23 protein-coding genes are annotated in these 26,569 nt (G+C 70.8%); 11 read left to right on the top strand and 12 right to left on the bottom strand.

Annotation, left to right across the window (positions count from 1 at the left end):
* The first annotated feature begins 5 nt into the window (after positions 1–5).
* On the top strand, positions 6–512 hold the full coding sequence (locus ABT254_RS07960) for a hypothetical protein (RefSeq protein ID WP_351465596.1): 507 nt from the start codon (positions 6–8) through the stop codon (positions 510–512).
* Between the two features lie 15 nt (positions 513–527).
* On the opposite strand, the gene ABT254_RS07955 is transcribed toward ABT254_RS07960, so the two are convergent.
* Both ABT254_RS07955 and ABT254_RS07950 read right to left on the bottom strand, forming a co-directional pair.
* The gene (locus ABT254_RS07955) at positions 528–1,748 is read right to left on the bottom strand and encodes a cytochrome P450 (RefSeq protein ID WP_351465182.1); all 1,221 of its coding nucleotides are present in this window, start codon (positions 1,746–1,748) and stop codon (positions 528–530) included.
* A 73-nt stretch (positions 1,749–1,821) separates the two neighbouring features.
* Positions 1,822–2,619: an N-formylglutamate amidohydrolase gene (locus ABT254_RS07950; protein ID WP_351465179.1), complete on the bottom strand. Its 798-nt coding sequence runs from the start codon at positions 2,617–2,619 to the stop codon at positions 1,822–1,824.
* A 212-nt stretch (positions 2,620–2,831) separates the two neighbouring features.
* Here ABT254_RS07950 and ABT254_RS07945 point away from each other — a divergent pair, with 212 nt between their 5' ends.
* Positions 2,832–3,935: a DNA glycosylase AlkZ-like family protein gene (locus ABT254_RS07945; RefSeq protein ID WP_351465176.1), complete on the top strand. Its 1,104-nt coding sequence runs from the start codon at positions 2,832–2,834 to the stop codon at positions 3,933–3,935.
* Positions 3,936–3,941: 6 nt separating this feature from the next.
* On the opposite strand, the gene ABT254_RS07940 is transcribed toward ABT254_RS07945, so the two are convergent.
* Both ABT254_RS07940 and ABT254_RS07935 read right to left on the bottom strand, forming a co-directional pair.
* A complete protein-coding gene (locus ABT254_RS07940; RefSeq protein WP_351465173.1) occupies positions 3,942–4,241 on the bottom strand; it encodes a hypothetical protein in 300 nt (99 codons plus the stop codon).
* A gap of 156 nt (positions 4,242–4,397) precedes the next feature.
* Complete coding sequence (locus ABT254_RS07935) at positions 4,398–6,617, bottom strand: NADP-dependent isocitrate dehydrogenase (RefSeq protein ID WP_351465170.1); 2,220 nt, start codon at positions 6,615–6,617, stop codon at positions 4,398–4,400.
* 220 nt (positions 6,618–6,837) lie between these two features.
* On the opposite strand from ABT254_RS07935, the gene ABT254_RS07930 reads away from it, so the two are divergent.
* Positions 6,838–8,397 carry a M1 family metallopeptidase gene (locus ABT254_RS07930; protein ID WP_351465167.1) on the top strand — a complete coding sequence of 520 codons (1,560 nt, stop codon included), beginning with the start codon at positions 6,838–6,840 and terminating at the stop codon, positions 8,395–8,397.
* Between the two features lie 21 nt (positions 8,398–8,418).
* On the opposite strand, the gene ABT254_RS07925 is transcribed toward ABT254_RS07930, so the two are convergent.
* Both ABT254_RS07925 and ABT254_RS07920 read right to left on the bottom strand, forming a co-directional pair.
* Positions 8,419–9,525, bottom strand: a complete 1,107-nt coding sequence (locus ABT254_RS07925) for a mechanosensitive ion channel family protein (protein ID WP_351465164.1) — start codon at positions 9,523–9,525, stop codon at positions 8,419–8,421.
* Between the two features lie 134 nt (positions 9,526–9,659).
* Positions 9,660–10,424: a crotonase/enoyl-CoA hydratase family protein gene (locus ABT254_RS07920; RefSeq protein ID WP_351465161.1), complete on the bottom strand. Its 765-nt coding sequence runs from the start codon at positions 10,422–10,424 to the stop codon at positions 9,660–9,662.
* 103 nt (positions 10,425–10,527) lie between these two features.
* Here ABT254_RS07920 and ABT254_RS07915 point away from each other — a divergent pair, with 103 nt between their 5' ends.
* On the top strand, positions 10,528–11,244 hold the full coding sequence (locus ABT254_RS07915; RefSeq protein ID WP_351465158.1) for an SDR family oxidoreductase: 717 nt from the start codon (positions 10,528–10,530) through the stop codon (positions 11,242–11,244).
* Positions 11,245–11,259: 15 nt separating this feature from the next.
* On the opposite strand, the gene ABT254_RS07910 is transcribed toward ABT254_RS07915, so the two are convergent.
* Entirely contained in the window at positions 11,260–12,246 is a 987-nt protein-coding gene (locus tag ABT254_RS07910; RefSeq protein ID WP_351465155.1) for a lysylphosphatidylglycerol synthase transmembrane domain-containing protein, read from the bottom strand.
* A gap of 165 nt (positions 12,247–12,411) precedes the next feature.
* On the opposite strand from ABT254_RS07910, the gene ABT254_RS07905 reads away from it, so the two are divergent.
* Entirely contained in the window at positions 12,412–14,310 is a 1,899-nt protein-coding gene (locus tag ABT254_RS07905; RefSeq protein WP_351465593.1) for an ABC transporter ATP-binding protein, read from the top strand.
* 78 nt (positions 14,311–14,388) lie between these two features.
* Here ABT254_RS07905 and ABT254_RS07900 read toward each other — a convergent pair whose 3' ends face one another.
* Positions 14,389–15,804: an amino acid permease gene (locus ABT254_RS07900; RefSeq protein ID WP_351465152.1), complete on the bottom strand. Its 1,416-nt coding sequence runs from the start codon at positions 15,802–15,804 to the stop codon at positions 14,389–14,391.
* A 179-nt stretch (positions 15,805–15,983) separates the two neighbouring features.
* On the opposite strand from ABT254_RS07900, the gene ABT254_RS07895 reads away from it, so the two are divergent.
* Positions 15,984–16,709, top strand: a complete 726-nt coding sequence (locus tag ABT254_RS07895; RefSeq protein WP_351465149.1) for a FadR/GntR family transcriptional regulator — start codon at positions 15,984–15,986, stop codon at positions 16,707–16,709.
* Between the two features lie 53 nt (positions 16,710–16,762).
* Positions 16,763–18,235, top strand: coding sequence for an APC family permease (locus ABT254_RS07890; protein ID WP_351465146.1), 1,473 nt, complete (start codon positions 16,763–16,765; stop codon positions 18,233–18,235).
* Positions 18,236–18,256: 21 nt separating this feature from the next.
* Here the strand turns inward: ABT254_RS07890 and ABT254_RS07885 are convergent, their stop codons facing one another.
* The 3 genes from ABT254_RS07885 to ABT254_RS07875 all read right to left on the bottom strand — a co-directional run bounded on the left by ABT254_RS07885 (position 18,257) and on the right by ABT254_RS07875 (position 20,681).
* Positions 18,257–18,613 carry an ArsR/SmtB family transcription factor gene (locus ABT254_RS07885; protein ID WP_351465143.1) on the bottom strand — a complete coding sequence of 119 codons (357 nt, stop codon included), beginning with the start codon at positions 18,611–18,613 and terminating at the stop codon, positions 18,257–18,259.
* A 207-nt stretch (positions 18,614–18,820) separates the two neighbouring features.
* Positions 18,821–19,195: a roadblock/LC7 domain-containing protein gene (locus ABT254_RS07880; RefSeq protein ID WP_351465140.1), complete on the bottom strand. Its 375-nt coding sequence runs from the start codon at positions 19,193–19,195 to the stop codon at positions 18,821–18,823.
* Positions 19,196–19,580: 385 nt separating this feature from the next.
* Positions 19,581–20,681 carry an AraC family transcriptional regulator gene (locus ABT254_RS07875; RefSeq protein WP_351465137.1) on the bottom strand — a complete coding sequence of 367 codons (1,101 nt, stop codon included), beginning with the start codon at positions 20,679–20,681 and terminating at the stop codon, positions 19,581–19,583.
* Between the two features lie 208 nt (positions 20,682–20,889).
* Here ABT254_RS07875 and ABT254_RS07870 point away from each other — a divergent pair, with 208 nt between their 5' ends.
* From ABT254_RS07870 to ABT254_RS07855, 4 genes are all read left to right on the top strand, one after another.
* The gene (locus ABT254_RS07870) at positions 20,890–22,110 is read left to right on the top strand and encodes an MFS transporter (RefSeq protein WP_351465134.1); all 1,221 of its coding nucleotides are present in this window, start codon (positions 20,890–20,892) and stop codon (positions 22,108–22,110) included.
* 151 nt (positions 22,111–22,261) lie between these two features.
* Entirely contained in the window at positions 22,262–23,608 is a 1,347-nt protein-coding gene (locus ABT254_RS07865) for a flavin-containing monooxygenase (RefSeq protein ID WP_351465131.1), read from the top strand.
* Positions 23,605–24,483 (top strand): SDR family NAD(P)-dependent oxidoreductase, encoded by an 879-nt coding sequence (locus ABT254_RS07860; RefSeq protein ID WP_351465128.1) that lies wholly within the window; start codon positions 23,605–23,607, stop codon positions 24,481–24,483. Before ABT254_RS07865 ends, ABT254_RS07860 begins: the two co-directional genes overlap by 4 nt.
* Positions 24,480–25,928, top strand: a complete 1,449-nt coding sequence (locus tag ABT254_RS07855) for an aldehyde dehydrogenase family protein (protein WP_351465125.1) — start codon at positions 24,480–24,482, stop codon at positions 25,926–25,928. The genes ABT254_RS07860 and ABT254_RS07855 overlap by 4 nt, the downstream gene beginning before the upstream one ends.
* A 22-nt stretch (positions 25,929–25,950) precedes the next feature.
* Here ABT254_RS07855 and ABT254_RS07850 read toward each other — a convergent pair whose 3' ends face one another.
* On the bottom strand, positions 25,951–26,418 hold the full coding sequence (locus ABT254_RS07850) for a hypothetical protein (protein WP_351465122.1): 468 nt from the start codon (positions 26,416–26,418) through the stop codon (positions 25,951–25,953).
* Positions 26,419–26,569 lie beyond the last annotated feature (151 nt).

The following is a 26,569-nucleotide window of genomic DNA, read 5'->3' as shown; positions in this document are numbered from 1 at the left end:
CCGACATGAACAACGGCAACGGCAACGCCGATCACGAAGACGACATCAACGACCTGGACGACCTCAATGGCATCGACGAGGTGGCGTACGACCTGGTGGAGGAGGAACTCCGCAGGGCCGCGGCCATCCTGGACCCGGTGCCGGCCCAGCTGCGGCAGATCGCCGTCGAGGCCTTCGCGCTGCACGACCTCGACGCCCGCATCGCCGAGCTGACCTTCGACTCGGTGGTGGACGCCATCCCCGTCAGGGGAGCGACGGACGTGCCGCGGATGCTCACCTTCCACGCGGGCGGGGTGACCGTCGACGTAGAACTGACCGCACAGGGGCTGATGGGGCAGGTGCTGCCGCCGCAGACGGCCGGCATCGAGGTGCTCAGCGGCCCGCAGGCCGGATCGCCGCTGACCACCGACGACATGGGCCGCTTCACCTACGGCGAACCCCCTGCCGGCCCGTTCGCGCTGCGGCTGCGGACCGGCGAGGGCGTGCTCGTCACGGACTGGGTGACGGCCTGACGCGGGGCCCTGTCCTCACCAGGTGACGGGCAGGGTCTGCGGCCCGCGGATCATCGTCTTGCGGCGCCAGACGACCTGGTCGGCGGGGACCGCGAGCCGCAGGCCCGGCAGCCGTTCCAGCAGCGTGTCGACGAGCAGTTCGGTCTGCAGACGGGCGAGGACGGCGCCGGTGCAGTAGTGCGCGCCGTTGCCGAACGCCACATGAGGGTTGGGATCGCGGTCGGGGTCGATCCGGTCCGGGTCGGGGAAGACGTCCGGGTCTCGGTTGGCGGCCAGGTAGGAGACGTACACCGGGTCGCCGGCGCGGATCAGGTGGCCGTGCAGTTCGACGTCCTCCAGGGCGATGCGGGCCAGACCGACCGAGGTGCGGTGCGGGATGTAGCGCAGCAGCTCGTCCAGCACAGGCCCGCGTGCCTGCGGCTCCCGCATGCGCTGCATCAGCTCCGGCCGGGTGAGGAGCAGGAACAGCATCTGCCCGCAGTTGTGGGTGACCGCCTCGCCGCCGATCTGCAGCGGCCCGGCGAGGCCCACGGCCTCCTCCTCGCTGATCTCGCCGCGGCCGACGGCGGCGCCGAGCAGCGCGTACACGTCCTCGTCCGTGCTGTGGGCCCGGGCCCGGATGGTGTCGGTGATCCAGCCGTACATGCCGTTCTTGGCGCGGTCGGCGGCCTCGGACCCGCCGGAGGTGGAGATGATCTGCCGGGTCCAGGTATGCACCTGTTCCCGGTCCTCGGCGGGCACCCCCATCACCTCGCTGACCACGGTGATCGGGAAGGGCTCGAGAACCCGCTCGACGAGATCGACCGGCGGCCCGTCGCGTACGACCCCGTCGAGCAGCCCGTCGAGGATCTGCTGAGCGCGGGGCCGCAGCCGCTTCATCGCGGCCACGGTGAAGGCGCCGGCGACCGGCTTGCGCAGCCGGTTGTGCTCGGGCTGGTCGGCCCAGGCGAGCGAGCCCGGCCGGGGCGCGAAGTTCGGGGCGAGCCGGGTCACCTGACGGTGGGTGACCTCCGTGCGGCTGAACCGCGGATCGTTGGTGATCAGCTTGACGTCGTCGTAGCGGGTGGCCAGCCACGCCCAGCCCTCGCCGTGCGGCAGCCGGATGCGGGTGAGCGGGCCCTCGCGCATGAGGTCCGCGAGCACCGGGTCGAAGTCCGTCCCGGCCAGGTCGTGCGCGGGCCACTCCCGCACCGGGGGCGGGAGCTGCTCGGTCAGCGTGGTGGTCTCCTCAGTCATGCCCTCCACCCTCGCCTCGGGCCGGGCGCCTGTCGCGCGGGAGTGCTCCAGCCGGAGGGCGCGGGCCCGCGCCTCAGCCGGTCACGGCGTCCACGAGCGCGGCCAGCGCCTGCGCCAGCAGGGTCAGCCCCGATCCGGCGGGCCCGCCCGGCTCGCTCATGTACGTGTCCCGGCGGATCTCCACCATCAGGGCGCTCACCCGCGGGTCCTTCCCATAGAACTCCAAGGGCACGTACGCCCCGCTGAACGGGCTGTCCAGCCCCGTCTCCCCGCACGCCGCGAACGCCTCCCGTGCCGCTGTGGCCAGCTCCGGCGGCGTGTGGAAGGAATCGGTGCCCAGACAGACGGGCGGCCGCGGTCCCACGCCGTGCAGCTCGTAGGGCAGCGGCGCGGTCGGGTAGGAGTGGACGTCGACGATCACGGCCCGCCCGGTGGCGGCCAGCCGGTCGGCGACCGCCTCGGTCGTGGCCTGCGCGTACGGCCGGAAGTACCGCTCGATCAGCGGCGCGGGGTCGGTGTCCGCGGCCCGCAGCGCCTCCCGGTGCGTGGTCCGCGTGTACACGGCGCCCATCCCGACGGCGAGCATCTCCTCCCGCTCGTCGGGGAACCGCTCCGGATCGACCACCAGCCGGGACAGCCGGTTCACGAACCGCCAGGGAGCGACTCCTGCCAGCTCGGCCGCCGCCGCGGCGAGCTCCGCGGTGTGCGCGTCGGTGATGTGGTCCAACTCCCGCTCCAGCCCGGGCCCGTCCAAGAGGATGCCCGCCCGCACCTCGGCCGGAATCTCCCGCGCCGAGTGCGGCACATGGAGGATCACCGGGGAGTCGGCCGCGCCCGGCAGGAACGCGAAGGACGGTGCGGCAGCGGGCATGGGGCGGCTCCCGGGGTGTGTCGGTGACGTCGGTCGATGATCTGCATCCTGCCGGACGCGGGCGGCCCAGCGCCGACTCGCGGGTGTGCCGGGAAGCGGGCTGCGGCGGCCCCGGCAGGAGTAGACGATCTCCACCGCACCACCGGGTGTGAGCCGTCGGCGGGGTGACGCGGCCACGGGCCGTTGTCGGTGCCGTCGCCTACTGTCGGATCATGACCGTCCATGAGCTCTCGCGCACCGAAGCACGCCGCATCGCCGTACGTGCCCAACTCCTGGACGCCGTACGGCCGGACGGGCTGCTCGAGGTGGTGCGTGGGCTGACCCTGCTGCAGATCGACCCGACCGCCGCCGTCGCGCCCAACGCCGACCTGGTGGCGTGGAGTCGGCTCGGATCGCCGTATGCACCAGGACAGTTGAGAGCGGCACGGGAGGAACGCACACTGCTGGAGCTGCAGGCGATGCTCCGGCCCGCCGAGGATCTCGCGCTGTACCGCGCGGAGATGGCCGAATGGCCCGAGCGGGGCACGCCCTCGTCGTGGCGTGAGTACCACCGGTCGTGGGTGGCGGCCAACGACGCCTGCCGCCGGGACATCCTCGACCGGCTCGGCGCCGAAGGGCCACTGCCCTCCCGCGCCCTCCCGGACAGCTGCGCCAAGCCGTGGAAATCGAGCGGCTGGACCGACAACCGCAATGTCACCAAGCTGCTGGAGCTGATGGTGCAGCGCGGTGAGGTCGCCGTCGCCGGACGCAGCGGCGGGGAGCGGCTGTGGGATCTGGCCGACCGGGTCTACCCCGACCTCCCACCCGTCCCGGTGGAGGAGGCGCTGCGTATCCGCGACGAGCGGCGGCTGCGCGCCCTGGGCATCGCCCGCGCCCGCGGTCCGGAGTGCCAGGTGGAGCCGGCGGACGTGGGCGAGGCGGGTGAGCCCGCGGTCGTGCAGGGGGTGCGGGGCAAGTGGCGGGTGGACCCCGAGCAGTTGGGGCTGCCCTTCGAGGGGCGGGCGGCCCTGCTGTCACCCTTCGACCGCCTCGTCCACGACCGCAGACGCACCACCGAGCTGTTCGAGTACGAGTACCAGCTGGAGATGTACAAGCCTGCCGCCAAGCGCCGCTGGGGGTACTTCGCGCTGCCGATCCTGTACGGCGACCGGCTGGTCGGGAAGCTGGACGCCACCGCGGACCGCAGGGCCGGAGTGCTGCGGGTCGGCGCCGTCCACGAGGACGTCCCGTTCACCCCGGCCATGACGGCGGAGATCGGGCGGGAGATCGACGACCTCGCCCGGTGGCTGGAGCTGGAGCTCGTACTGCCCGGCTGAACAAGGTCAGCCGCCGCCGGTGACCCCCGACGCCACGAAACGCCGGTGCAGCGGTGAGAACGTGGACTCCGGCTCGCCGGTGATGCCGGCCTCCTTTACGGCGGGAGCCAGCCGGCCGGCGAAGAACCGCTCGAAGTCGGACTGGGCGTTCCACACGTCGGTGACATGCAGGGCGTCCCCCTCGAACCACGCCACGTGCAGGACGGCGCCGTCCGGTTGGTCCTGCTCCCAGTCGACCAGTTGCCGCACGGTGTCGTACTGCTGGGGTGAGACCCCTGGCCAGGTCAAGGACATCACAACAGCCATATGACTTGCCTCCTCTGTCCGGTTCCCCCTGCTCAGTACACCGAGCCGGGACAGCGGTCACCTGCCGTGGTACGCCGTTCGTGACACGGCTCCGCCCCGGCCGGGCAGTGTGCCGACCGGGGCGGAGTCAGGAACGGGCCCTCAGGGCCGGGTGCGTCAGCTCAGGGACGCCAGCGCCGCGTTCCAGGTGGCCGAGGGGCGCATGACCGCGGCGGCCTTGGCCGGGTCGGGCTGGTAGTAGCCGCCGATGTCGGCCGGCTTGCCCTGGACGGCGAGCAGCTCGTCGACGATCTTCTGCTCGTTGGCGGTGAGCGTCTCGGCGAGCGGGGCGAAGGCCTTCGCCAGGTCCGCGTCCTCGGTCTGCGCGGCCAGCTCCTGCGCCCAGTACAGGGACAGGTAGAAGTGGCTGCCGCGGTTGTCGATGCCGCCGACGCGACGGGTCGGGGACTTGTCCTCGTTGAGGAAGGTCGCCGTGGCGCGGTCGAGGGTGTCGGCCAGGACCTTGGCGCGGGTGTTGCCGGTGGCCGTGGCGTACTGCTCCAGGGACGGGACCAGCGCGAAGAACTCGCCCAGCGAGTCCCAGCGCAGGTAGTTCTCCTTGACCAGCTGCTGGACGTGCTTCGGCGCGGAGCCGCCGGCGCCCGTCTCGAACAGGCCGCCGCCCGCCATCAGCGGGACGACCGACAGCATCTTGGCGCTGGTGCCCAGCTCCAGGATGGGGAAGAGGTCGGTGAGGTAGTCACGCAGCACGTTGCCGGTCACCGAGATGGTGTTCTCGCCGCGGCGGATGCGCTCCACCGACAGCTTGGTGGCCTCCACCGGGGACAGGATCCTGATGTCCAGGCCCTCGGTGTCGTGCTCCGGCAGGTACTGCTTGACCTTCTCGATGATCACGGCGTCGTGGGCGCGGGTCTCGTCCAGCCAGAACACCGCCGGGTCGCCGGTGGCGCGGGCGCGGGTGACGGCCAGCTTCACCCAGTCGCGGATCGGCGCGTCCTTGGTCTGGCAGGCGCGGAAGATGTCGCCGACCGCGACCGGCTGCTCCAGGACGACATTGCCGGCCTGGTCGACCAGACGGACCGTGCCGGCCTTCTTGATCTCGAAGGTCTTGTCGTGGGAGCCGTACTCCTCGGCCTTCTGCGCCATCAGGCCGACGTTCGGCACCGAGCCCATGGTGGCGGGGTCGTAGGCGCCGTTGGCCCGGCAGTCGTCGATGACGGCCTGGTAGACGCCGGAGTAGGAGGAGTCCGGCAGCACCGCGAGGGTGTCGGCCTCCTGGCCGTCCGGGCCCCACATGTGGCCGGAGGTGCGGATCATGGCCGGCATCGAGGCGTCGACGATCACGTCGGACGGCACGTGCAGGTTGGTGATGCCCTTGTCGGAGTCGACCATCGCGAGGGCCGGGCCCTCGGCGAGCTCGGCGTCGAAGGACGCCTTGATCTCGGCGCCCTCCGGGAGGCTCTCCAGGCCCTTGTAGATGCCGCCCAGACCGTCGTTCGGGGACAGGCCGGCCGCGGCGAGGGTCTCGCCGTACTTCGCGAAGGTCTTCGGGAAGAAGGCGCGCACCACATGACCGAAGACGATCGGGTCGGAGACCTTCATCATCGTGGCCTTGAGGTGCACGGAGAACAGCACGCCCTCGGCCTTGGCGCGGGCGACCTGCGCGGCCAGGAACTCGTTGAGCGCGGCGGCGCGCATCACGGAGGCGTCGACGACCTCGCCCGCGAGCACCGGTACGGACTCGCGCAGCACCGTGGTGGTGCCGTCCTCGCCGAGCAGCTCGATCCTCAGGGAGCCGGCCTCGGAGATCACCGTGGACTTCTCGGTGGAGCGGAAGTCGTTCTCGCCCATGGTCGCGACGTTGGTCTTGGACTCCGGGGTCCAGGCGCCCATGCGGTGCGGGTGGGTCTTGGCGTAGTTCTTGACCGAGGCGGGGGCGCGGCGGTCGGAGTTGCCCTCACGCAGCACCGGGTTCACGGCGGAGCCCTTGACCTTGTCGTAGCGGGCCTGGATCTCCCGCTCCTCGTCGGTCTTGGGGTCGTCCGGGTAGTTCGGCAGCGCGTAGCCCTGGCCCTGCAGCTCGGCGATCGCGGCCTTCAGCTGCGGGATCGACGCCGAGATGTTCGGCAGCTTGATGATGTTGGCCTCGGGCGTCTTGGCCAGCTCGCCCAGCTCGTGGAGGGCGTCCGGGATCCGCTGGTCCTCGGTCAGGTACTCCGGGAACAGGGCGATGATGCGCCCGGCCAGCGAGATGTCACGGGTCTCCACAGCGACACCCGCCTGCGAGGCGTACGCCTGGACCACCGGCAGGAAGGAATACGTCGCCAGGGCCGGGGCCTCGTCAGTGTGCGTATAGAAGATGGTCGAGTCAGTCACCGGGTGCTCCGCTCCACGTCTGCAACATTGCTCGACATCAAGATATCTCCTGATCGAGGTCGGCTCGACAGGGGTCCGGCCGGACGTCCCACACTCCGGAACCCGATCCGTGCTCCCGCCGTGCAACCAAAGCGGCCGATCTTGGGTCCTGGAAGGAGATCGTGCATCTGTTCTTCGACGGCCGGAGCTGACCACCCGGCCGCCAGAGCGAAAGCTGACCATGAGATATCGCAGCAGAGTGACGGCCCCCGCGGCCGCCCTGATCGGCACGGCCGCGGCACTGACCGTGGGGGGTACGGCGTCCGCCGCACCGAGAGCCGGGGCCGGACCGAAGGACGACGGCACCCCTGGCCCCGAGACCCTCGGCGACTCCGTCTTCCCGGCCCTCGGCAACGACGGCTACCGCGTCCGGACCTACCACCTCGACCTCTCCTACGACCCGGCGACCAAGCTGGTCGACGCCACCGCCACCCTGAGGATCACCGCCACCCAGGCGCTCACCCGCTTCTCCCTGGACGCCCTCGGCCTGGACATACGCTCCGTCCGCGTCGGCGGCCGCACCGCCGCCTTCGAGCAGGCGGACGAGAAGCTCCGGATCACGCCCGCCCGACCGCTGCCCGAGGGGGCCCGGACGACGGTGTGCATCGAGTACGGCGCGGACCCGAGCCGCACCCTCGCGCACACCGCCTGGGTCGTCACCCCGGACGGCTTCGCGATCTGCCCGCAGCCGAACTCGGCGCACACCGTCTTCCCCTGCAACGACCACCCGTCGGACAAGGCGGACTTCACCTTCCGCGTCACCGTCCCGGCCGGGCTGCGAGGCGTCGCGAACGGCCTGCTCACCGGCACGGAGACCCTCGCCGACGGCCGCACGGCGTACTCGTACCGCTCCCGCGAGCCGATGGCCACCGAACTGGTGCAGATCACGGTCGGCGACTACGTCGTCAAGGACCGGCAGGGCCCGCACGGGCTGCCGCTGCGGGACGTGGTGCCCACCGCGCGGGCCGCCGCCCTGGAACCGGCGCTGGCGCTCACCCCCGGGCTGGTCGACTGGCTGGAACAGCGGCTCGGGGCGTTCCCCTTCGAGACGTACGGGCTGCTGCCCTGCAACTCCGACAACCCGAACGCCTTCGACTTCACCGGTCTGGAGACCCAGACCCTCACCCTGTACAAGCCGAACTTCCTGCTCCAGGAGGAGAAGAAGATCGGCTCGCACATGATGCACGAGCTGGTCCACTCCTGGTTCGGCAACCTCGTCAGCCCCGCCAACTGGGCCGACCTGTGGCTCAACGAGGGCCACGCGGACTACTACGGACTGCTGTACCGCTACGAGCGCGGCTGGACCGACTCGCTCGGCTACAGCACGTTCGAGGACCGCATGAAGTACACCTACGGCGTCGGCGACCAGTGGCGCCACGACTCGGGCCCGGTCGCGGCCCCGAACGCGGTCAACCTCTTCGACAGCCAGCGCTACACCGGTGGCGTCCTCGTCCTGTACGCACTGCGCCAGGTCGTCGGCGAGGACGTCTTCCACGCCATCGAGCGGTGCTTCCTGGATCGGTATCGCAACTCCTCGGCGACGACGGACGACTACATCGCCGTCGCCTCGGAGATCTCCGGCCAGGACCAGTCCGGCTTTCTCAGGGACTGGCTCTACGGTACGAAGACGCCGCGGATGCCCGGCCACCCGGACTGGACGGTCAAGCCGGTGAGCTCGGCGCTCGCCTCCCCGCACAGCCGCCGGGGCGGGCATTACCACGAGAACTCCGCGACGCTCTGACGCTGTTGCCCCTTCAGGGTCTCAGTCGAGGCGGGCGGCGGACACGTCGCCCGCCTCGACGACCGTCCCCTGCGGGCCGCGCTGCTGCGGGATGCTGACCGAACCCTGCTGCAGCGCCACCGTCCGCGCGGGCGCCGGGATGCGGATGCCCTCCTCGCGGTAGCGCTTGTGCAGCGCCTTGATGAACTCGTGCTTGATCCGGAACTGGTCGCTGAACTCGCCCACGCCCAGGATGACGGTGAAGCCGATCCGGGAGTCGCCGAAGGTGTGGAAGCGGATCGCCGGCTCGTGGTCCGGGACCGCTCCGTCGACCCCGGTCATCACCTCGGCGATGACGTCCATGGTCACGCGCTCGACATGCTCCAGGTCGCTGTCGTAGGCGACACCGACCTGGACGAGGATCGTCAACTTCTGCTCGGGGCGCATGAAGTTGGTCATGTTCGCCTTCGCCAGCTCCCCGTTGGGGATGACGACCAGGTTGTTGGAGAGCGCGCGCACGGTCGTCTGACGCCAGTTGATGTCCTCGACGTAGCCCTCCTCGCCGCTGCTCAGCCGGATGTAGTCGCCGGGCTGCACGGTCTTCGAGGCGAGAATGTGGATGCCCGCGAAGAGGTTGGCGAGGGTGTCCTGCAACGCCAGCGCGACGGCCAGACCGCCCACGCCCAGGGCGGTCAGCATCGGGGCGATCGAGATGCCCAGCGTCTGCAGCACCACCAGGAAGCCGATCGCCAGGACCAGCACCCGGGTGATGTTCACGAAGATCGTGGCCGAGCCCGCGACCCCGGACCGTGACGTGGTGACCGCCCGCACCAGACCGGCGATCACCCGGGCCGCCGTCACCGTGACGACGAAGATGAGCACCACCGTCAGCACCTGGTTGACGTGGTTCTGGACCGTCCGGGTCAGCGGCAGCGCCGCTCCCGCGGAGGCCGCGCCACCCACGATCGCCGCCCAGGGCACCACCGTGCGCAGCGCGTCGACGATGACGTCGTCGCCGCTCCAGCGGGTGCGGTCGGCGTGCTTGCCCAGCCAGCGCAGCAGGATGCGCAGCAGGAACGCGGCCAACAGGCCCGCCGCCAGCGCGACTGAGGCGATGACCAGGTCGTCCACGGTGAGCGCTCGGTTCACCGGCTACCTCCAAGTTCGGGATGTGCAACCGCTCATCCTGCCCTATTCCGCACAGGAGTTCGCACTGACGGCCGACGGGACGGTGCGGTTTCGGACGCCGCCCTGCACCAAGGGCGGGGCGCTCAAGGGCTCCGTCACACGTCGGTGAACGACCCGCCCCGCCCGGCCCCCGCCGCGAACCGCGCCGCCCCCTCCAAGCCCTCCGCCAGCACGCCCATCCCGTACCGGAGTTCGCCCCGCATGGCCGTCGGCTCGTCCAGCCCGTCCTGCTCCAGCACCGAAGCCCGGTCGCCCCGCAGACAGGCCTGCGGGAAGCGGGCGATCTCCGCGGCCAGTGTCTCCGCCTCGGTGCGGGCCGTTCCGGTGGGGACCAGCCGGTTGGCGAGGCCCATCTCGTAGGCCTCCCGTGCCGGTACCGCCCGCCCGGTGAGGATCATGTCCAGTGCGCGGCTCTGCCCGATCAGCCGGGGCAGCCGTACCGTGCCGCCGTCGATCAGCGGAACGCCCCAGCGGCGGCAGAACACGCCGAAGACGGCGTCCTCCTCGGCGACCCGCAGATCGCACCAGAGGGCCAGCTCGAGGCCGCCGGCCACGGCGTGCCCCGCGACGGCGGCGATCACCGGCTTGGACAGCCGAAGCCGCGTCGGCCCCATCGGGCCGTCGCCGTCCTCCGCGACCCGGTTGCCGCGGTCGGTGCCGAGCGCCTTGAGGTCGGCGCCCGCGCAGAACGTGCCGCCCTCGCCCCACAGCACCGCCACCCGCGCCTCGTCGTCCGCCTCGAACTCCCGGAAGGCGGCGACGAGTTCGACGGCCGTCGGCCCGTCCACCGCGTTGCGGACCTCGGGGCGGGACAGGACGACCGTGGTGACGTGTCCCTGGCGTTCGGTACGGACCGGCATGCCGGGCCCCTTTCTCCGACAGTGCCGGTGCGGGCGGCGACCGTCGGGGCGATCGTTGAACGGCTGTGCGAGGCTGGTTCACCGTACAGAGGGAGTGTCGCTGATGGGCTCTGAACATGCGGGCGCGCCGCCGGTCGCCGTCGTGACCGGCGCCAACCGCGGTATCGGATTCGAGGTCGTACGGCAGCTCGCCGGCCGCGGGCACCACGTGGTGCTCGGCTCGCGCGACCTCGCCAAGGGGCGTTCCGCCGCCGCGCGCATCGATCCGGGCGGCGAGCGGGTGAGCGCGGTGCGGCTCGATGTCTCCGACGCGGAGAGCGTGACCGCCATGGCGGAGTGGGTGAGCGGGAACCTGGGGCGCGTGGACGTGGTCGTCAACAACGCGGCGATCCTGTACGACACCTGGGCGCAGGCCCGGTCGGCGGATCTCGGCGAGGTCCAACGGGCCTTGGACACCAACCTGTTCGGTGCCTGGCGGGTCACTCAGGCGCTGCTTCCGCTGCTGCGGCGCAGCCCGCATCCGCGGGTGGTCATGGTCAGCAGCGAGGGCGGTTCGCTGCAGTCGATGAGCGGCGGCACCCCTGCCTACAGCGTCTCCAAGGCCGCGCTCAACGCCCTGACCTGCCTGCTGGCCGGTGAGTTGCGCCGGCAGCGCATCCTCGTCAACGCGATCTGCCCCGGCTGGGTCGCCACCGACATGGGCGGCCACGGCGGGCGTCCCGTCGCCGAAGGAGCCGCCGGTATCGTGTGGGCGGCCACGCTGCCCGACAACGGGCCGACCGGGGGGTTCTTCCGGGACGGGAAACCGATTCCCTGGTGAGGTCCGGGAACCGGTTCAGATCACCTTGAGGCGGACCAGCGCGCCCAGCGTCAGCGCGCCCGGCAGCAGCGGCAGCCACACCGTGATGATCCGGTAGGCGAGCACGACCGCGGTCGCGACGGCCGCCGGGCCGCCCGCGGCCACCAGCGCCACCACCAGCGCGGCCTCCACCGAGCCGAGCCCGCCCGGCGTCGGCACCAGCGCGACGGCGACCGTCGCCGCCAGGTACGCGACCGCCATGTGCACGGGCGGCACCGGCAGCCCCAGCGACAGACCGACCAGCACCAGCCCGGCCGCCTGCAGCGCGGGGAAGGCGAGCGAACCGCCCCACAGCGCGAGCGCCCGGGACGGACGGGCGTGCACCGAGCGCAGCTCGCACAGTGCCGTGCGCAGGAAGGACACAGCGGCCGTGCGCAGCCGCCGTACGAGGACCAGGACGGCTGAAGCCACGATCACGGCCGCGGCGACGGCGAGCAGCAGCGGCCCCACCGCGCCGTCGGGCAGCAGCGTGCCGAAGCGCAGCGCGCCCGGGAAGGCGAGCAGCAGCCCGGCCAGCAGGCTCAGCCGGGCGACCGTCTCCGCCAGCAGATACAGGGCGAGCGCGGCAGAGGAGCGGGCGAGCGGAATCCCGCACACGGTCATGAACCGCAGGTTGACCGCGCCCGCGCCGAGGCCGGTCGGCAGCAGGTGGTTGGCCGAGCCCGCCGCGAACTGGGTGGCGAGCAGCCGCCGCCTGGGCAGCCGGTCGACGACCGCGCCCTGCCGGGTGAAGGCGGCCGCCACCCAGGTCAGACAGGTGGCGCCGGCCGCCGCCAGCAGCCAGGGCCACTCGGCGGCCCGCAGATGAGCGAAGCCCTCGACGAGGACCGAGCGGTGCTGCACGGCCACGACGGAGACGAGCAGCAGCGGCAGCAGGCACAGGATCTGCCGGAGCAAGCGGGCCGGGACGCGTCGGGGGAATCGTCCCGGGGGGAGCCCTTGGGGAAGGTGTACCGCAGTCACATCCGGAGAGGGTTTCCACGCCGTGCCAACGGCGGGTTGCGGAAGCGGGGACAGCGGCTGAAGCGGGGACAGCGGCTTGCGTACGGTCATCGGGTCCTTCGCGGGGGACGTCAGGAAAACATTGACCTCAATGTTGATTGAGGTTCTACGGTCTCTCTCATGAGCATGGAGACCACCGCCTGGATGCAGTTGCACAGTGTCATGAACGCCGAGCAGGAGCGGCGCCCCCTGGCGCGCGACACGCTGCGTCGCATCGCCGCCTTCGCCCGCCCGCACCGCGCGCGCATGGCGCAGTTCGTGCTGCTCGGGGTGGTGACCGCGCTGCTCGCCGTCGCAACGCCCGTACTGGCCGGGCGTGTCGTGGACGCGATCGTGTCGGGCGGCGACGAGGGCAAGGTCGTACGCCTGGCCCTGCTCATCGCGCTCATCGCGGTCGCGGAGGCGGCCCTCGGCATCCTCGGAAGGAGGCTTTCGGCGACGCTCGGGGAGGGACTCATCCTCGATCTGCGCACGGCTGTGTTCGATCATGTGCAGCGCATGCCGGTCGCGTTCTTCACACGCACACGTACGGGAGCGCTGGTCTCCCGTCTCAACAACGACGTGATCGGCGCGCAGCGCGCGTTCAGCAACACCCTGTCCGGAGTGGTCAGCAATCTGGTCACCCTGCTGCTCACGCTCGCCGTGATGCTGACGCTGTCCTGGCAGATCACCCTGCTCGCGCTGGTGCTGCTCCCGGCCTTCGTGATCCCCGCCCGGCGCATGGGCAGCCGCATGGCCCGTATGCAGCGGGAGGCGGCGACACTCAACGCGGCGATGGGCACCCGGATGACGGAGCGGTTCTCCGCCCCGGGCGCCACGCTCGTCAAGCTCTTCGGGCGGCCGGAGGAGGAGTCGGTGGAGTTCGCGGCCCGCGCCCGCCGGGTCGCGGAGATCGGCGTGCGCACCGCGACGGCCCAGTCGGTGTTCATCACCGCCCTGACCCTGGTCTCCTCGCTGGCCCTCGCCCTGGTCTACGGCCTCGGCGGCTGGTTCGCGCTGCGCGGCAGCCTGGAGCCGGGTGCGGTCGTGTCGCTGGCGCTGCTGCTGACCCGTATGTACGCGCCGCTGACCGCGCTCGCCGGGGCGCGCGTCGAGGTGATGAGCGCCCTGGTCAGCTTCGAGCGGGTCTTCGAGGTGCTCGACCTCAAGCCCCTCATTGAGGAGAAACCGGACGCGCACACCGTGCCCGACGGCCCGGTCTCCGTCGAGTTCGACGACGTCCGCTTCGCCTACCCGTCCGCCGACAAGGTCTCCCTGGCCTCCCTCGAGGAGGTGGCGAGTCTGGACACCCGGGGCGGCGCCGAGGTCCTGCACGGCATCTCCTTCCGCGCCGAACCGGGCCAGACCGTCGCACTCGTCGGCTCCTCCGGCGCTGGCAAGTCGACGATCGCCGCACTGCTTCCGCGCCTGTACGACGTCGACGGGGGCGCCGTACGCGTCGGCGGCAGCGACGTCCGCGACCTGACCGCCGCCTCCCTGCGCGCCACCCTCGGCATGGTCACCCAGGACGGCCACCTCTTCCACGACACGGTCCGCGCCAACCTCCTGCTGGCCGCCCCCACCGCCACCGAGGCCGAACTGTGGGACGCCCTGCGCCGCTCCCGCCTCGACGATCTCGTACGGTCCCTGCCCGACGGTCTCGACACGGTCGTCGGCGAGCGCGGCTACCGTCTCTCCGGCGGTGAGCGCCAGCGCATGACCATCGCCCGGCTGCTGCTGGCCCGCCAGCGCGTGGTCATCCTCGACGAGGCCACCGCCCACCTCGACAACACCTCGGAGTCCGCGGTCCAGGAGGCGCTGGCCGAGGCCTTGGAGGGCCGCACCGCGGTCGTGATCGCCCACCGGCTGTCCACGGTGCGGGCGGCGGACGTGATCCTGGTGGTCGAGGGCGGGCTGATCGTGGAACGGGGCACGCACGAGGAACTGCTGGTGGCCGGCGGGCGGTATGCGGAGCTGTACCGGACGCAGTTCGAGGAGCGGGCGGCGGACGCGACGGGGATCACCGCCGGGGAGGCGGTGGCGTAGGAGACACGGCGACCCCCGAGGGGCACCCTGCTGCCGCCCCTCGGGGGTTTGCTGGTCCACGGGACCAGCAGGTCTGTCCTACGGGACCAGCGCGTCCTTCTTCCCGCCGATCCGCTCGCGGACCAGCGCGAAGACGACCACGCCGAGCGCCACCAGGGTGGACAGGACCACCTGGTCGCGTCCGCCGCCGTCGGCCGTGTCGGTGAGCATGTAGCCCAGGACGAAGGTGATCAGGGCGATGGTGGCCCAGGTCAGGTAGGGGTAGAGCCACATCCGGACGACGAGCTTCTCCGGCGACTCCCGCTCGATGATCCTGCGCATCCGCAGCTGCGAGAAGCAGATCACCAGCCACACGAACAGGGCGATCGCACCGGAGGAGTTGAGCAGGAACTGGAAGACCGTGTCCGGCCACAGGTAGTTGAAGGCGACCGCGACGAAGCCGAAGACCACCGAGGCCAGGATGGCCGCCTGCGGCACACCGCGCCGCGTGGTGCGGCCGAAGGAGGCCGGGGCGTCACTGCGCCGGGCCAGCGAGAAGGCCATGCGCGAGGCGGTGTACAGGCCGGAGTTGAGACAGGACAGCACCGAGGTCAGCACGATGGCGTTCATGATCTGGCTCGCGTGCGGGATGCCGATGGAGCTCAGCGCGGCGACGTAGGAGCCGTCCTTGAGGATGGCCGGGTCGTCCCAGCGCAGCAGCGACACGACGATCAGGATCGAGCCCAGGTAGAACACCGCGATACGCCAGATCACGCTGTTGGTGGCCTTGGTGACCGCGCCCTGCGGGTCGGCGGACTCGCCGGCCGCAAGCGTGACGATCTCGCTGCCCATGAAGGAGAAGACCACCATCAGCACACCGGTGAGGATCGCTCCGGGCCCGTTCGGCAGGAAGCCGCCGTGGCCGGTCAGGTTGGAGAAGCCGGACGCCGGGTGGTCGGAGCCGGGCAGCAGACCGAAGATCGCGAGACCGCCCACCACGATGAACGCGGCGATGGCGACGACCTTGATGCCGGCGAACCAGAACTCGAACTCGCCGTAGGAGCTGACCGAGGCCAGGTTGGAGGCGGTCAGCACGACCATGACGATCAGGGCCCAGCCCCACTGCGGGACCGCCGGTATCCAGCCCGCCAGGATCTTCGCGCCGGCGGTCGCCTCGACGGCGAGCACCACGACCCAGAAGAACCAGTACAGCCAGCCGATGGTGAACCCGGCCCAGCGGCCGAGCGCCCGGTCGGCGTACGCGGAGAAGGAGCCCGAGGTGGGGTTGGCCGCGGCCATCTCGCCCAGCATCCGCATGACGAGGACGACCAGGACGCCGACCAGGGCGTAGGAGATGAGGATGCCGGGGCCCGCGGCGGCGATGCCGGAGCCGGAGCCGACGAACAGGCCGGCGCCGATGACACCGCCGATGGCGATCATCGACAGATGGCGGTTCTTCAGGCCGGCCTTGAGACCGGGCTCGGAGGGCGGACTCTGGGTGAGCGTTGAGGTCATCACACATCCAAGAGAGGAGCGGGGACGGTGACCCGGAAATTAGTTCAGTACGATCCAAAAGAACAGTCTTGTTTAACTGTTCACCATGCTCTATTTTCCGAGCATGCATCCGAGCGCGCACGGGCCACTGCTCCACCGCCCGCCGTAATCCCCGCTCAGCAGGCCGTTAAGGTGACGTCGTGGTGAATGCAGCGGGCAAGTTCGGGCCCTACGGCCAGCCGGCACCGGCGTCGGCCGCCGGTGTGCACGACGCCCGAGTGCTGCCCGGCCGCGGCCAGACCGGCGCGGAACTCGTCCGCTCCCGGATCGCCCTGCAGGTGCGCCTGACCTCCGTCTCGCCGGGGGACCGGCTGCCCGACGCCGGTGTCCTCGCCGAGGAGCTGGGCATCGGGGAGATCACCGTGCGGCGCGCGCTGGAGGCCATGTGCCAGGACGGCCTGCTCGACCGCCGGCGCGGCCGGACCGGCGGCACCTTCGTCGCCCAGGGCTGGGACACGATCGTCCCGGCGCTGTACGACGAGGGCGAGGCGGCCTCGCTGAGCGCCTTCCACCTGCTGCTGGAGTGCGGCCTGGTGGCACACGGTGCGGGCGAGGTACCGGACGGCCGGCTCGACGGGCTGCAGGCGCTGGTCGACGAGATGGACCTGACCGACGACCCCGGACATCTGCTGAGGCTGGAGACCCGCTTCCACCTCGACCTCGCCGAGGCACTCGGCGGCGCAGGCGTCCGCGAACTGACCGCCGACCTCCTGGGCAGACTGTGCCTGGTCCAGCCCGCCCCGGACCTCGCCGCCGTACGGGCACGCAACCGCTGCCACGCCGACCTGCTCACCGAACTCGGCCGTGGCGCGCTGGACCCGGCCGTACAGGCGGTGAAGGCACACCAGCACATCCACCCCGGCTGACATCCCCCGCGTATCGCTCGCACCACCGCACCGGATCAGAAGGAGCCGCCGCCATGCCCGACCCCAAAGCCGTCGGCCCGCCGCCGACGCCGGGCGCCGTCGGCGGCACGCCCCAGCGGCTGCGCGGGGGCGTGCTCGGCATGGCCGACATCGCCGCCGCCACCATGGCCAACGTCGGCCCGGCCATGAGCTTCTTCTTCGGCTTCGCCTTCCTGTCCACCACCGCGGGTGTCGCGTCCCCGCTGACCATCCTCGCCGCGGGCGTCGCGGTCGCGCTGCTGGGCAACACGCTCGCCCAGTTCTCCCGCGCGCACCCCTCCGCGGGCAGCTTCATCACCTTCGTGGGCAAGACCTTCGGGCCGGTCAGCGCGGTGACCACGGCCCTGCTGGCCGTGCTCGGCTACATCATCGCGATGGCCTCCGTCATCGCGATCTCCGGCGGTTTCGTGCAGATCACCCTGCACCACTACACCGGAGTCGACCTGCCCTGGATCATCTGGACCCTGCTGCTGACCGGACTGTCGGTGGTCCTGATGCTGCGCGGGGTGGTGGTCTCCACCAAGTGGGCCGGCTACTTCTTCGGCGTCGAGATGCTCGTGCTCGTGGTGGTCTCGGTCGCCGCCCTCGTCGAACACCACGGCAACCTCTCCGCCGCCCCGTTCCAGCCCGACCACATCCACCACGGCCTCAGGGGCCTGGCGGCGGGCTTCCCCCTCGCGGTCTACCTCTTCATCGGCTGGGAGAACTCCGCGGCCCTGGCCGAGGAGACGGAGAACCCCCGGCGCAACGTCGGCCGCGCCGTCTTCTCCTCCATCGGGATCATGACCGTGAGCTACATCCTCTTCTCCTACGCCACCGTCACCGGCTTCGACTACGACGTCGCCCGGATCGGCGAGGCACGCATCCCGTTCATCGACGTCGCCCATCACACCCTGGGCGCGCTGGCCTTCCTCGCCTACCTCGGCGGTCTGACCTCCACCCTCGGCGTGCTGATCGCGGGCATCAACTCCCAGGCCCGTCTGGTGTTCAACGCCGGACGCGAGGGACTGCTGCCGTCCTTCTTCGGCTACGTCCACCCCACGCGCCGTACGCCGAACAACGCGATCGTCACCTTCGCCGCCATCTCCCTGCTGATCATCGGCGGCTGGGGGCTGGGCCATCTGCTCGGCGCCGACGGCGGCCCGATGAACCCCGTCGTCTTCTTCACCGAGTCCTCCAGCCTGGGCTCCATCCTGATCCTGCTGGTCTACCTCGCGTCCAACATCGCGCTGCCGCTGTACTACCGCCGCTACCGGCCGCAGGAGTTCCGCACCGGCCGCCACCTGGTACTGCCGGCCCTCGGCGCGCTGGCCATCCTGGTCCCGCTGTACTACCTGGCCAAGCCCGGCCAGCCCGCGCCGTACAACTGGTTCCCCGTCGCGGCGCTGGTCGCCCTGCTGCTCTCGCTGGGCTACGCGACCCTGCTGGTCCGCCGCGATCCGGGCCTGGCGGAGCGGGTCGGGTCGGTCGTCGCCGACGCGGAGTGAGGACCCGTATCCGATCACGAGTCATCGGGTGGTGTGCAGCGTGGCCGGGGCGTCGGCCTGCTGGAGTTCGGTGAGGAGCTGGTTCTGGCCGGTGAGGAGCTCGGTGAGGATCCGCCGGGCGGCGCGCAGCAGTTCGGCGACGTCTCCGCCGGCGAGCGCATAGCGGACGGTGGCGCCCTCCCGTATCGACACGATGATGCCGGAGCGCCTCAGGACGGCAAGCTGCTGGGACAGGCTGGACGGCTCGATCTCGATGTCGGCCAGCAGGTCCCTTACGGACACCGGCCCGTGCTGGAGGAGTTCCAGCACCCTGATGCGTACGGGGTGGCCGAGCATGCGGAAGAACTCCGCCTTCACTTGGTAGAGGGGGGCCTGCATGGATGCTCGCTCCTGTTCGGGTGGATGGGACTGCGGCCGCCGCGGTGCGACGGCGTCCGAGGACACCGCCGCACCGCAGACCGCCTCGGATGCCGATCCTTCACGCCGCGGACCCGGCAGGAACGCAGATTGGAACCATGCTGATGTGGTGACTTGAAGAAGTCTTCACATGATGGGCAGGCGAAGCCGCCGGGGTCCTCGGGCCTGCTAGATCTCGATCGCCTCCTCCACCCGCTTGAGTTGGTGGCGGGCCATCGCCAGGTTCGATCGGGCCTTGTCGAGGACGAGGTAGAGGAACAGCCCGTTGCCCGTACGACCGGTCACCAGGCGGATCACGTGGTACTGGCGGTCCAGTGTGATCAGGATGTCCTCGATCTTGCCCTTGAGACCCAGCTGCTCCATGGTGCGGACCTTGGCCCGGATGACATCCGTGTTGCCGGCCGCGGCGACGGTCAGGTCCAGGTCCTTGCTTCCGCCGAGCGTGCCCAGCGCCATTCCGCTGGTGTAGTCGACGACGGCAGCTCCCAGGGCTCCTTCGATCCCGGCCATCATCTCCTTGAGTGACACTTCCACACTCGCCACAGCGCCTCCTTGTGTGTGCCGTTGAGTGCGCGGGCCGGTGGTGGCGACCCGCCTGCGTGTCCGGACCGTATGCACGCCGCCGGCGCGTCGGGAGGAAGTGTCCGGTCCTGCCCGGTGGCGACCGAACAACGGCGCGACCGGACCGTTCGGCGGACCGGAAGTGCCTTGGCCGGCCGAGAAGTTGACGTGCCGGGGCGGCCGACTCCTGTCCAATCCCTTTACGTGCGCCGGGGGTTCGGGAGAGCGCCACCATCCTATGAATCGATTCAATGCGGTGGCCGCCCCATGGCTGGTCCCCGGGCGTCCTGCCGGCCCTGACCCACCACCTGCTCGGAGCTCGCCCCACGTCTCCCGGCTACGCCACCCGGGCAGCCGAGTGACACGGCTAGGGTCCGGCGCCCCGCTCGGGTGGGCCGGTCGGCGTCTCCCGCCGCAGCAGCCCGGCGCGCAGCTCGAGCGGGGTCAGTCCGTGCCAGCGGCGCACGGCACGGCGCAGGGCGCTCACGTCGGCGAAGCCCGCCTGGCGGGTGATGTCACGGAGCGTCAGTTCCGGGCGCCGTAGGAGCTGTTCGACCTGCTCACGACGGACTCCGTCGACGATCGCCTCATATGTGGTGCCGCAGTCGGCCAGGCGGCGGCGCAGGGTGCGTTCGCTGGAGGCGTGTCTGCGGGCCTGCTCGGTGAAGGAGGGGACGGCAGGAAGGCTCTGCGCGATGGAGATCTCCAGCACCTCCAGGAGGTCCTGCTGGTCGCGCCGTGAGGCCGTCTCCTTCTCCAGCACCTCCAGCACCGAGGCGTAGGTGATGGGGTCCCGGCCCGGCATGGCCGTACGGGCCCACCGGGCCGGGAAGACCATGCGGTTGCCGGCGGCGCCGAAGCGCAGGGGGCAGCGGAACAGGTCGTCGAAGGGGCGGGTGTCGCGCGGGGCGGGAAAGGCGAACTCGACCGCCTGCGGGGCGAACACGGCGCCGACACTCAGCCGGGTGAGGGTGACGACGCTGGAGTACGCCTCCTCGGTCAGGAAGACGGCGACCGTCGGATCCAGCGCGGGGTCCGGCAGGTCGGCGCGCAGCACATAGCCCGCGTCCTCCCAGCGGGCGGACCACACCGTCATCGCCCCGGAGACGTTCTGATAGCGCACGCCCGTCTCGATGGCGTCCTGAAGAGTGTCGGAGGCCATCATGGCCAGGCCGATCAGCCCCCATGCGGTGAGGTGCTGCGCCGCGCCGACCCGCAGCCCCAGGTGCTCGTCGCCGGTCAGCCGCACCGCTTGGCGGATGACGTCGCTGCCCTGCCGGTAGGAGACCCGCAGCGCGGCGGAGCCCATCACCGTCGGGTCCAGCCCCGCCCGGGTCAGCAGCGGTTGCAGGTCCACGCCGGACTCGCCGGCGACCCGGACGAGGTAGCGCAGGATGTTCGGCGCGATGGTGGCCGAGGTGCTGCGGCTCGTTCCGGGCGATGTGACCGGGGCGGGAGCTTCGGGCATCGCGTCCCCTCTCACCAGGGTGTTTCTCGCCCACCAGGGCGTTTCTCGCATCACTGTAAGCAGCCGGGCCCCGCCTGTCGCGGGTGTGGCCGCCGGAGCCCCCTTTTCGGCCCCCGGCGCGCTGCACAGGGTCTTCTCGCCGTCCCTACCTTTTGCGGAATCCGCCCGTTGCGCGCTCTCGCGCCGGTGCAACGAACGAAGGCTCACCATGACCGCACCTGTTCAGACCCCGGCCCGGCGACGATCCGCGCGCGGCAGCCCCCACGCGTCGGCCCGAAGGGCCGTGGCGACGGTGTTCGCCGCCCAGGGAGCGGCGGTGGCCGCGGTGTCCACCACGGTGCCCGCCGTCAAGGAACGTCTCGCGCTCTCGCTGCTGACGATGACCGTGCTCGTCGTGACCGTCGCGCTGAGCGCGGGCGTCGGCAGCTTCGCCGGACTGGCCGTGATCCGGCGTGTGGGGCTGGTCGCCGCGATGCGGGCCGCCGTCGTGGCGACCGCCGCGGCCCTGCTGCTGATCGGCTGGGCTCCCGGCCAGGCAGTCGTCGCCGTGTCCTACGCGTTGTTCGGCATGGCGCTGGGCTGCATCGACGTGTCGGCGAACACCCGGGCCGCGGCCGTCGAACGCCACTACGGCCGGAGCATCTTCGCCTCCTTCTACGCGGCCTGGAGCGCTGCCGGCATCGCGGCCGCGCTGCTGACCGCGGGCACCGCGCGCATCGGCTGGCCCGCCGAGTACACGCTGACCGCCCAGGCCGGGCTTGTCCTGGCCCTCGCCCTGACCGTCCGCACGCACGAGCTGCCCACCGACTCACCCCTCACCGTGTCCGACCATGGGGAGTCCTCCGGGGAGTCCGTCGCGCCCGGCCGCGGACTGTGGGTGACACTCACCCCGTTCGGTCTGGTCCTCCTGGTCGCCTATGTCATCGACTCCACGGTCTCGTCGTGGTCGACGCTGTACCTCCACCAGACCCTGGACACCGCCCTGTCCCTCGCACCCCTGGCCTACGCGGCCTACCAGGTGGGCACCGTCACCGGGCGGGCCTGCGCCGACCGTCTCGTACGCACCATCGGCCCGGTGGCCGTGATTCGTACCGCCACCTTGCTCACCGCCGCCGCCCTGGCCGGACTGGCGGCCGCCCCCGCCTGGCCGTACGCGGCCCTGGCCGCCGCATGCACCGGGCTCGGGGTCTCCGCCCTCGTCCCCCTGTGCCTCGCCTCCGCCGGACGCCTGCGACCGGGGGCGACCGAAGCGGTCCTGGCCCGTATGAACGTCTTCAACTACGCGGGGGTGCTCGCGGGCGGGGCCGCCAGCGGAATCCTCGGGTCCACCGGCCATTTCCGCCTCGCCTACGCGATACCGGGCGCACTCGTCCTCGCGCTCCTGGCGACCGCGCGGTCTTTCGCATGGCCGCCCAAGCCCCCTCTGTGACCGCACGGACCATTTCCCGCTGAACCGCAGATGAATAAGTTCCCCTCAGTCCGTCATTCCGTCATTCCGTCAGTCCTTCAGCTCTTCAACCCTTCAGCCCTCCACGCCTTCAGGAACGGGCCTGCGAACCGATAGAAAAGGGATCCGCCTCATGGGAAAAATCCAGTACGACACCTGCGTGATCGGAGCGGGTCCTGCCGGGCTCGCGGTCGCCAGAGCCCTGACGGAGCGGAACCTGCCGTACACGCATCTTGAGCGGCACACCGGCCCGGGCGGTATCTGGGACATCGACAATCCCGGCAGCCCGATGTACGAGTCGGCCCATTTCATCTCCAGCAAAACCCTCTCGGGCTTCGGGGGATTTCCGATGCCCGACGAATTCGCCGACTATCCGCCGCACCGGCAGATCCTCTCGTACCTGACGTCTTTCGCCGACGCCTACGGACTGACGGAGCGCATCCAGTTCGGCGTCGAGGTCGAAAGCGTGGAAAAGAACGCCGACGGCACCTGGACGGTCACCCGGACCGACGGACTGCAGACCGTGCACGGCCAGGTCGTGGTGTGTACGGGGGCCCAGTGGCATCCCAACGTCCCTGAACTGCCGGGCCACTTCACCGGCGAGGTCCGCCACACGGTCGGCTACCGCAGCGCGGAGGAACTGCGCGGTAAGCGCGTCCTGGTCGTGGGCGCCGGGAACTCCGGCTGCGACATCGCGTGCGACGCGGCCCGCAGTGCGGACCACGCGGTGATCAGCATGCGCCGCGGCTACTGGTTCATCCCCAAGCACCTCTTCGGCCGGCCCGTGGACACCATCGCGAACGACGGGCCCCACCTGCCGATGTGGCTGGCCCAGCGGGTCTTCGGCACCCTCCTGCGGATCATCAACGGCGACCCGACGCGCCTGGGCCTGCAAAAGCCGGACCACAAACTCTTCGAGACCCACCCCGCGATCAACTCGATGCTGATCCACCACCTCCAGCACGGCGACATCACCGCCAGGCCGGGGATCGCCCGCACCGAGGGCAGCACGGTCCACTTCACGGACGGCACACGCGACGACTTCGACCTGATCCTGCTGGCCACCGGTTACGTCCACCAAGTGCCGGTCGCGCAGAAGTACTTCGGCGACGAGCAGCACCCCGACCTGTACCTGTCGTCGTTCTCCCGCGAACACCAGGGCCTGTTCGGGGTCGGCTTCGTCGAGACCAACTCCGGCGCGTACAGGCTCTTCGACACCCAGGCCCAGCTGATCGCCGGGCACATCGACGACGTGGCGCAGGGGCTGCCGAACGCGGAGCGCTTCGCGGCCCTGATCCGCACCGACCGCCCGGACCTGTCGGGCGGCCTCAAGTTCGTCGACTCGCCCCGGCACACCGGCTACGTCGACAGCGGGGCCCTCGTGAAGCACCTCGCCAAGGTCGCCGCGGAGATGGGCTGGCGCACCGAGGGCCGGCCGCCGCGCGTGCGGTCCCTGCGGAGCGTGGGGGCGGCGTCGTGAGCGGCTTCGACTTCCGGGACAAGGTCATGCTGGTGACCGGTGGCGCCGGCGGGATCGGCAGCGCGATGTGCCACCGATTCGCCGGCGGCGGCGCCCGCTGCGTGGTCGTCGACATCGACGAGGCCCGCGCCAAGCGCGTCGCCGCCGAGCTTCCCGGCACCGGCCACACCGCTCTCGGCTGCGACCTCATCGACCGCGCGCAGGTGGAGCACCTCTTCGACCAGGTCGCCGACGCGTACGGCCGCCTTGACGTCCTCGTCAACAACGTGGGCATGACCAGCGCCGAGCGCTTCGACGTACGCAGCGTCGAGAGCATCGAGCAGGAGATCACCCTCAATCTGACCTCGCCACTGGTCGCCACCCGGATCGCGATCCCGCTGCTGCGGGCCTCCCAAGACGCCCGTGTGGTGACCACCGTGTCCCTGGGCGGGATCTTCCCGCTGGGGGAGACCCCGATCTACACGGCTTCGAAGTTCGGGCTGCGTGGCGCGATGCTCGCACTCGGGCTCGACCTGAGGAGCAAGGGAATCCTGGCCGGATCGGTGCTGCCGTCGGCGACCGACACCAGGATGCTGCGCCAGGAAGCCGTGGACGGCGGGAACTCCATGCAGTTCCAGGACCCGCCGCAGCAGCCCGCCGACGTCGTCGCGGCCGTGGTGAGCCTGCTCGACAAGCCTCGCCTGGAGGCCTACCCCCGGCCCGGCGAGTCCCGCCTCGTGCGGTTCGCGTTGCTGGCGCCGAACCTGCTGCCGAAGGTCTTCCCGCTGTTCCGGCGCAGAGGGGAGCGCGGCATGGCCCGCTATCTGGAGGAGCTGCGCCGCCGGGGGCTGGCTCGGCAGACCGGCGGACGCTGGGAACTGGTGGAGGAGAAATGACCGCAGTGGACAGACTCACCGCACAGACCGCAGTCGAGAGCCCCGCGACGCTGAAGGTCGTCAACCCGGCCACCGGCGAACTGATCACCACCGTGCCCGCCACGAGTGCCGAGGACGTCACCAAGGCCGCCGATCGGGCCGAGCAGGTCTTCGCATCCGGAGTGTGGTCCGGGCTGCCGGTCCGGGAGCGCAGTGCGGTGCTGCTGCGACTGGCCGACCTGATGGAACGCGACACGAGGATCCTGGCCCGGCTGGACAGCGAGGACGCGGGAAAGCCGATCACGGAATGCCTGACCGGTGACGTTCCCTCCGCCGTCGAGTCGATCCGCTGGTTCGCCGAAGCGGCCGACAAGGTGTTCGGCAGGATCGCCCCCGGCGGAGCGGACGGCCTGGGCCTCATGACCCGGGAACCGGTCGGGGTGGTCGCGGCGATCCTGCCCTGGAACTACCCGCTGGCCATGACCGCGTGGAAGGTCGGCCCGGCGCTGGCGGCGGGCAACAGTCTGCTGGTCAAGCCCGCGGAGGCGACCCCGCGTTCGGCGCTGCACCTGGCAGAACTGGCCGCCGAGGCGGGCCTGCCCGAGGGGGTCCTCACGGTCCTGACCGGCCACGGCTCGATCACCGGCACCGCCCTGGCCCGCAACCCAGTAGTAGGCGCCCTCTCCTTCACCGGCTCCACGGACACCGGACGCCGCATCCTCAAGGACGCCGCCGACACCAACTTCAAGCGCGTCTCACTGGAGATGGGCGGCAAGAGCCCCCAACTACTGATGCCCGACGCACTCTCCTACGGCGACGAGCTCATCGACCACATGATCGAGGCCGCGTTCCTGACGATGGGACAGAACTGCACGGCCGGTTCCCGCGTCCTGGTCCACCACAGCATCGCCGACGAGGTTCTCGACCGCTTCACAACCGCCGCCGGACGCCTGGTCATCGGCGACCCGGCGGACCCTCGCACACAGCTGGGCCCACTGATCAACCGGACGGCCTTCGACCGGGTCGCGGCGGCGGTGGATGCCGCCCGGGCCGACGGAGCCCGTATCCACACCAGGGGCCTGCCGCACGGCCTGCCCCAGCGCGGCGCCTACTACCCGCCCACCGTGATCACCCACGCCCCCGAAGGCAGCGACGTCCTGACCAAGGAACTGTTCGGCCCCGTCGTCACCGTCCAGACCTTCACCTCCGAAGACGAGGCCCTGCACCTGGCAAACGCCACCGAATACGGCCTCGCCGCCTCGGTATGGACCCGCGAGCTCGACACAGCCCTCCGCCTGGCACGCGGCATCCAGGCCGGCGTGGTCTCCGTCAACTCCTACAGCGAGGGCGACATCACCACACCCTTCGGCGGCTGGAAGCAATCCGGATTCGGCGGCGCGGAGAAATCGACCAACGCCTTCGACCAGTGGACCCGCGAGAAGACGATCTGGATCCGCACCCGCTGACCCAACTGCCTTGGGAAGCCCGTCAGGCAATCCACGCCTCGCTGTGTCGATGCCGGTGCAACCCCACGGCCGAGAACTCGTCTTCTTCGGAACTGGCCGCTGCGCCCAACCGCCGTAGCGCTTGAGAGATCGGGCTGCCGGCGGGCGGAAAGGGCCGCCCCTCCCCGACATGGAGCGGTCCCAGCACAATGATCCCGTCGTCCCATACGGCAGCCCGCTGCTCACCCACTCCGCCGAAGTACTCAGCTTCCACATAGGCCACAGGCCCACGGACCGACGACTCAGCGAGGACCTTGTCGAAGCCTGCCAACCGCCAGAACCCCAACACGCCTGTACCGCTGCCATCTGCGAGGGAATCGAACAGGGCACCTGCCATCGGCATCAGCGACAGGCCCTGCCCGATCGACGCCAACCGGGCGGCAGTCAGGCCCTGTGCCGCGCTGCGCAGCACCTCCTCCTCGGCGATCACTGCGTGCAGGTCATAACCCATCCCAGGCCTCCTCCGGATCGAAGGCCCATCTTGTCGCGTTGCGGGTGAGGCGGCGTCCTCCGGTTTCGACGACGTAGGTTCGGCCACCGCAGGAGCATCTCCCGCACCGCCCGTACATCCATCGATGGACCGGTTCACGGCCGGCTCCGGT

The sequence above is a fragment of the Streptomyces sp. NPDC001137 genome, from assembly GCF_040298885.1.
GTDB lineage: Bacteria > Actinomycetota > Actinomycetes > Streptomycetales > Streptomycetaceae > Streptomyces.
Note: the sequence above shows the minus strand (reverse complement) of the source record. Positions and strands in the feature narration are given on the sequence as shown.

Coding starts and splice junctions, on each gene's coding strand:
- ABT254_RS07930 (WP_351465167.1), top strand. CDS start 6,838: ATGAGATATCGCAGCAGAGTGACGGCCCCCGCGGCCGCCCTGATCGGC.
- ABT254_RS07865 (WP_351465131.1), top strand. CDS start 22,262: ATGGGAAAAATCCAGTACGACACCTGCGTGATCGGAGCGGGTCCTGCC.
- ABT254_RS07870 (WP_351465134.1), top strand. CDS start 20,890: ATGACCGCACCTGTTCAGACCCCGGCCCGGCGACGATCCGCGCGCGGC.
- ABT254_RS07885 (WP_351465143.1), bottom strand. CDS start 18,613: ATGCAGGCCCCCCTCTACCAAGTGAAGGCGGAGTTCTTCCGCATGCTC.
- ABT254_RS07850 (WP_351465122.1), bottom strand. CDS start 26,418: ATGGGTTATGACCTGCACGCAGTGATCGCCGAGGAGGAGGTGCTGCGC.
- ABT254_RS07900 (WP_351465152.1), bottom strand. CDS start 15,804: ATGACCTCAACGCTCACCCAGAGTCCGCCCTCCGAGCCCGGTCTCAAG.
- ABT254_RS07950 (WP_351465179.1), bottom strand. CDS start 2,619: ATGCCCGCTGCCGCACCGTCCTTCGCGTTCCTGCCGGGCGCGGCCGAC.
- ABT254_RS07915 (WP_351465158.1), top strand. CDS start 10,528: ATGGGCTCTGAACATGCGGGCGCGCCGCCGGTCGCCGTCGTGACCGGC.
- ABT254_RS07955 (WP_351465182.1), bottom strand. CDS start 1,748: ATGACTGAGGAGACCACCACGCTGACCGAGCAGCTCCCGCCCCCGGTG.
- ABT254_RS07945 (WP_351465176.1), top strand. CDS start 2,832: ATGACCGTCCATGAGCTCTCGCGCACCGAAGCACGCCGCATCGCCGTA.
- ABT254_RS07855 (WP_351465125.1), top strand. CDS start 24,480: ATGACCGCAGTGGACAGACTCACCGCACAGACCGCAGTCGAGAGCCCC.
- ABT254_RS07940 (WP_351465173.1), bottom strand. CDS start 4,241: ATGGCTGTTGTGATGTCCTTGACCTGGCCAGGGGTCTCACCCCAGCAG.
- ABT254_RS07890 (WP_351465146.1), top strand. CDS start 16,763: ATGCCCGACCCCAAAGCCGTCGGCCCGCCGCCGACGCCGGGCGCCGTC.
- ABT254_RS07920 (WP_351465161.1), bottom strand. CDS start 10,424: ATGCCGGTCCGTACCGAACGCCAGGGACACGTCACCACGGTCGTCCTG.
- ABT254_RS07905 (WP_351465593.1), top strand. CDS start 12,412: ATGGAGACCACCGCCTGGATGCAGTTGCACAGTGTCATGAACGCCGAG.
- ABT254_RS07875 (WP_351465137.1), bottom strand. CDS start 20,681: ATGCCCGAAGCTCCCGCCCCGGTCACATCGCCCGGAACGAGCCGCAGC.
- ABT254_RS07960 (WP_351465596.1), top strand. CDS start 6: ATGAACAACGGCAACGGCAACGCCGATCACGAAGACGACATCAACGAC.